The organism is Streptomyces sp. NPDC002463, from assembly GCF_042889835.1.
Lineage (GTDB): Bacteria > Actinomycetota > Actinomycetes > Streptomycetales > Streptomycetaceae > Streptomyces > Streptomyces nymphaeiformis.
Window position 1 is genome coordinate 1 of the sequence record NZ_JBIARL010000056.1, and the last position, 4,481, is coordinate 4,481.

4 protein-coding genes and 3 pseudogenes are annotated in these 4,481 nt (G+C 70.5%); 5 read left to right on the forward strand and 2 right to left on the reverse strand.

Features of this window, described 5'->3' with window-relative positions; genetic code table 11:
- Positions 1 to 114 (forward strand): annotated as a pseudogene (locus ACFYX3_RS41920) (3-oxoacyl-ACP reductase); the annotation flags it as partial.
- Positions 115 to 226: 112 nt separating this feature from the next.
- Here ACFYX3_RS41920 and ACFYX3_RS41925 read toward each other — a convergent pair.
- Positions 227 to 1,345, reverse strand: coding sequence for an alkene reductase (locus tag ACFYX3_RS41925; protein WP_389025399.1), 1,119 nt, complete (start codon positions 1,343 to 1,345; stop codon positions 227 to 229).
- Between the two features lie 65 nt (positions 1,346 to 1,410).
- Here ACFYX3_RS41925 and ACFYX3_RS41930 point away from each other — a divergent pair, with 65 nt between their 5' ends.
- Both ACFYX3_RS41930 and ACFYX3_RS41935 read left to right on the forward strand, forming a co-directional pair.
- The gene (locus tag ACFYX3_RS41930) at positions 1,411 to 1,773 is read left to right on the forward strand and encodes a MerR family transcriptional regulator (RefSeq protein WP_376587386.1); all 363 of its coding nucleotides are present in this window, start codon (positions 1,411 to 1,413) and stop codon (positions 1,771 to 1,773) included.
- A gap of 36 nt (positions 1,774 to 1,809) precedes the next feature.
- Positions 1,810 to 2,086: pseudogene (locus ACFYX3_RS41935) on the forward strand (MFS transporter); the annotation flags it as partial.
- 155 nt (positions 2,087 to 2,241) lie between these two features.
- Here the strand turns inward: ACFYX3_RS41935 and ACFYX3_RS41940 are convergent.
- Entirely contained in the window at positions 2,242 to 2,619 is a 378-nt protein-coding gene (locus tag ACFYX3_RS41940) for a hypothetical protein (protein ID WP_389025404.1), read from the reverse strand.
- 357 nt (positions 2,620 to 2,976) lie between these two features.
- On the opposite strand from ACFYX3_RS41940, the gene ACFYX3_RS41945 reads away from it, so the two are divergent.
- Positions 2,977 to 3,495, forward strand: coding sequence for a hypothetical protein (locus tag ACFYX3_RS41945; protein ID WP_389025401.1), 519 nt, complete (start codon positions 2,977 to 2,979; stop codon positions 3,493 to 3,495).
- A 111-nt stretch (positions 3,496 to 3,606) separates the two neighbouring features.
- A pseudogene (locus ACFYX3_RS41950) lies at positions 3,607 to 4,370 on the forward strand (IS5 family transposase).
- Positions 4,371 to 4,481: the final 111 nt, after the last annotated feature.

The window sequence follows — 4,481 nt, forward strand, 5'->3', positions numbered from 1 at the left end:
GTGGGCTCGGCCGAGGAGGTCGCGGCGGCGGTGCTCTGGCTCGCCTCCCCCGCCGCCGAATGGTCGTCCGGCACGATCCTCGACCTCAACGGGGCCTCGCACCTGCGGAGTTGAGGACGGCGAAGTGGGGGCCCGCGCTCGACCGCATCTGCCACCTGGAGTCTCTTTGGGTCGCTCGGGTGCCCCTGGCGTGTAGTGAAACCCCGGGGGGCCGCATCTCGGAGCCTCAAGCGGCCGCGAGTGCGGGCTCGTTCAGTGTCGGGTAGTCGGTGTAGCCCGTCTCCCCGCCCGTGTACATCAGGTACTGATCCCGTACGGCGTTGAGCGGTGCCCCGACGCGCAGGCGTTCGACCAGGTCCGGGTTGGCCAGGAAGCCGCGGCCCAGGGAGATCAGGTCGGCTCCCGCGGCGAGCAGCCGCTCGCCGGCCCCGCGGCCGCCGTCGGCGGGCAGCGGTCCTCCCCAGCCGAGGACAGGGTTGGCGATCAGCGTGCCCGGCCAGGCCTTGCGGATCTCCTGGAACAGCGGCTGGTCCGGGTCGGCGAACACGACGTGCAGGTAGGCGAGACCCTTTTCGGCCAGAGCGGCGACGAGAGCCGAGTAGATGCTGTCGGTGTCACCCTCCTCGATGCCGTTGACGCCGACTCCCGGGGAGATGCGCACCCCGACCCGCTCGGGGCCGATCGCGTCCGTGACGGCCTGCACTACCTCGACCGCGAACCGGATCCGGTGCGCGACCGAACCGCCGTACGCGTCGGTGCGCTGGTTGGTGTTCTTCGCGAGGAACTGGTGGATCAGGTAGCCGTTGGCGGCGTGCACCTCGACGCCCTCGAAGCCCGCGTCCACGGCCCGTCGTGCGGCGGCGGCGAAGTCGGCGACGGTGGAGTGGATCTCGTCGACCGTCAGCTCGCGGGGGGCGACGGACGGACGGCGCCCGCCGGTGGTGTGGATCTCCTCGGGGAGCGCCACCGGTGAGGGCGCGACGGGGACGTGACCGCTGGTGTCCGGGTGGCCGACCCGCCCACCGTGCTGGATCTGGACGAACATCCGCCCGCCGGCGTCCCGTACGGCGTCGGTGACCTCGCGCCATCCCGCCACGTGGGCGGAGGTGTGGAGCGCGGGGATGTTGGCGTAAGTCTGACCGACGGCGCTCGGCGTGGTGGCCTCGGCGATGATCAGGCCGGCGGAGGCGCGCTGTGCGTAGTACGTGGCCATGAGCGAGGTCGGTACCCCGTCGGCGTCGGCGCGGTTGCGCGTCAGCGGGGCCATGACCAGCCGGTTGGGGAGGGAGAGGGGGCCGAGGTCGGTGGCTTCGAAGAGGCGGGATCCGCTCGCGTTGTTCGTCATGCCGGTACCGTAGAACTTGACACCGGTGTCAGATTCAAGTGGAAACGTGGGAAGCGGAGCGGACGATGCGGATCGGCGAGCTGTCACGGCGCTCCGGAGTGAGCGAGCGGTCCCTGCGGTACTACGAACAGCAGGGCCTGCTGCAGTCGGAGCGGACCCCCGGCGGCCACCGCGCGTACGGCGAGTGGGCGGTCGACCGCGTCATCCGCATCCAGGCCCTGTACGCGGCGGGCCTGGGCAGCAAGAAGATCGCGCTGCTGCTCCCATGCATGCGGGACGCGGACGGTGGCCCGACCGAGCTCACCACCGGCGAGCTGGTCGAGGAACTGACCGTCGAGCGCGAGCGCATCGACCGCATGATCCTCGACCTCGTCCGCTCCCGTGACGTCCTGGACGAGGTCATCGACGCCGCGACCGCCAGGACGTGAGGCCCGACCCGGGCGGGCCCGCCGGCAGGCCGATGAATGGGCTTCGTCCCCGTGTTCGTAGCCTCCCATATCATGGGCGCTGCCACCTCCAGCTTCTCAGACCTGGTGGCCTCCCGGGTGGTCGCGGCGTTCGCGTACGCGGGGTTCCTCGCCGTAGCGCTGACGACGGCCACCGCGCTGGTCTCGCCCGAGCAGGAATGGACGAGCGCTCGCCGTGCTGCTCTCAGGCACCACGGTGGCCACCATCGCCGGGGTCCCAGGGGGATCGGTGCTCGGGACGATGCGCGGCTGGCGGGTCACCTTCTGGGCCGTCGGCGAGGCCGCGGTGGTCAGCTGGTGGAGGACGTCGAGCGGCTGCTCTGCTCGGGCCAGCCGGGCAAGGCGGACGCACTGTTCGCCAGGCCCTGGGCGGAACTCCTCTCACCAGGATCGGGAGCAAGGGTTCCATGCTGAACAGCGGACCGGGGGTCAGTCCCAGGTCATGATTACGCGGGCGAGGTCGGTGAGGGCCGTGGCCGTGCGGGCTCTGAGGCGGCCCAGCTGGAGTGTGCGGTCGCCCACGAGATGCGGGTCGAACGGTACGACCACGGCGGCGGCCCCCTGCTGGGCCAGGCGCTCGCGGATTTCCCCGCTGCCCAGCACGATCGCGCCCCCGCCCAGTTCGCTCGCCACCACGACTGCCCGCTCGGCCAGCCGGGACCAGCCCCGCCGGCTCAGTCCGGCCAGAAGCTCGGGGACCAGGGCCAGCGAGTCACTCCCGCTCGTGCAGCACAGGACGAGCCTGTCGGTGTGCGACAGGACCGTGTCGGCGGCGTCCAGCCGGTGGCCGGCCCAGTCGGTGAGCACCACCGGATAGTGCGGTGCAGTGAGCGCCAGGACCCGCAGATGCGGGGAGCAGCAGCCCGCCGAGCCCGCGTGCGACCGGGCCTGGGGCCATCCCCGCGGACGCAGGGAAAAACCTCCGCCCTTCGTGAAGCGGTACGTGAGATCGGAACCATCCCCGCAGGCGCGGGAGCAGAAGGGGCTGCCGTGGCGGTCCCGCATCAGCTAGGAGGCGTCGTCGAAGTGCCACGCTCACGTCAGGAGCGAGGGCCACGGCTGCTGGTGGAACTGGGCCGTGCCCGCTCCGGAGCCGACACGGATGACTCTCTTGCCCGGCGGCCCCGCCCTCCCTCCGCCCCGGCCTTCACCATGGAGCCCGCTTTGCCCCTGCGGACAGGTACTACCCGCCCGATATCCCTGCTTCTGGCGACCGTGCTCGCGGCCGCGACGCTCACCGGCTGCGCGCTGCTGGAACTCGCCAGGGACTGCGAGGGGACCGACGACCGGGTGAAGGAGATGGCGGCGCTTGACATCCTCAGCTCCCGGCCCGACGGGGCCGCCGTCGCCCGGGGCTTCGAGGAGGTGGACGCCGGCTGCTGGGCGGACAGCGGCGATGTCGTGGTGTACGCCGGCCGGACGTACACCTTCCCCGGCACACAGGCCGAAGTGACCGCGCACTACCGGACGGCGTCGGTACGGGACGGATGGAGTCCGGACCCCGAAGCCTTGCCCGGCGACCTCTGTTTCACCAGAGAGGGCATGGCCCTGTCGATCGTCTTCCTCACCGCCGAGCGCCTCGCGGAGGACGGTCACGGAAGCCGCCCCGACCTCACCACCGGGGCCGGCTACTCGGTCAGCATCGACTCATACGTGAACAGCGGCGCCGAGGCTAGTTGCTAGGTTCTGTCGTCTATGTGATCTCGGCTGGTGGATCATGGTCGGGTGATACGTCGTCATGAACTGACGGATGCCGAGTGGGATTTCGTGCGGCCATTGCCGCCTCGGACGTCAATGGGGCGCCCTCGACTGGATGACCGGACGATGCTCAACGGGATCGTGTGGAAGTTCCGGGCAGGGGTGGTCTGGCGAGACGTGCCCGAGCGGTACGGACCCTGGGCCAGCCTGCATACCCGCTTCCGCCGCTGGGCCACAGACGGCACGTTCGGCCGGATGCTGCAAAGCGCGCAGGCCCGGGCGGACGCGGCCGGGGACGTCGACTGGCTGGTGTCGGTCGACTCCAGCACCGTCCGGGCACACCAGCACGCAGCCGGCGCTCGAAAAGGGGGCACCGCAGCCCGGCGCTCGGACGCTCCAGAGGCGGTCTGACCAGCAAGATTCATCTGGCCTGCGACGGCCTGGGCCGCCCGCTCGCTCTGGTGGTCACGGCTGGCAACACCAACGACTGCACCCGGTTCACCGCTGTGATGGAGGCGATACGTGTGCCCCGGCTCGGGCCGGGACGGCCGCGTGTCCGGGCCGGCCACGTCATCGGCGACAAGGGTTACAGCTCGAAGGCGATCCGCACGTGGCTGCGGCGCCGGAACATCCCGCACACCATTCCGGAAAGGTCCGACCAGGCCTGCAACCGGGCCCGGCGTGGCAGCCGGGGTGGCCGCCTGCCTGCTTTCGACAAGCAGATCTACAAGCGGCGCAACGTCGTGGAACGGTGCTGCAACCGCTTGAAGCAGTGGCGCGGAATCGCCACCCGCTACGACAAGACCGCCGAGTCCTACCAAGCAGCCGTCACCCTCGCCTCACTCCTGATGTGGGCGTGACACTTTGACGACAACTCCTAGTACTGCAGCCGCAGTTGTTGCGACTGTTGGGCCCGACGCTCGTTGAGCCGGACATGGGTGGGGACGTCACTGTTGACGATGTGTGGGGCT

Bases quoted from the DNA above. Each gene is read 5' to 3' on its own strand.
- ACFYX3_RS41925 (WP_389025399.1), bottom strand. From the start codon at position 1,345: ATGACGAACAACGCGAGCGGATCCCGCCTCTTCGAAGCCACCGACCTC.
- ACFYX3_RS41930 (WP_376587386.1), top strand. From the start codon at position 1,411: ATGCGGATCGGCGAGCTGTCACGGCGCTCCGGAGTGAGCGAGCGGTCC.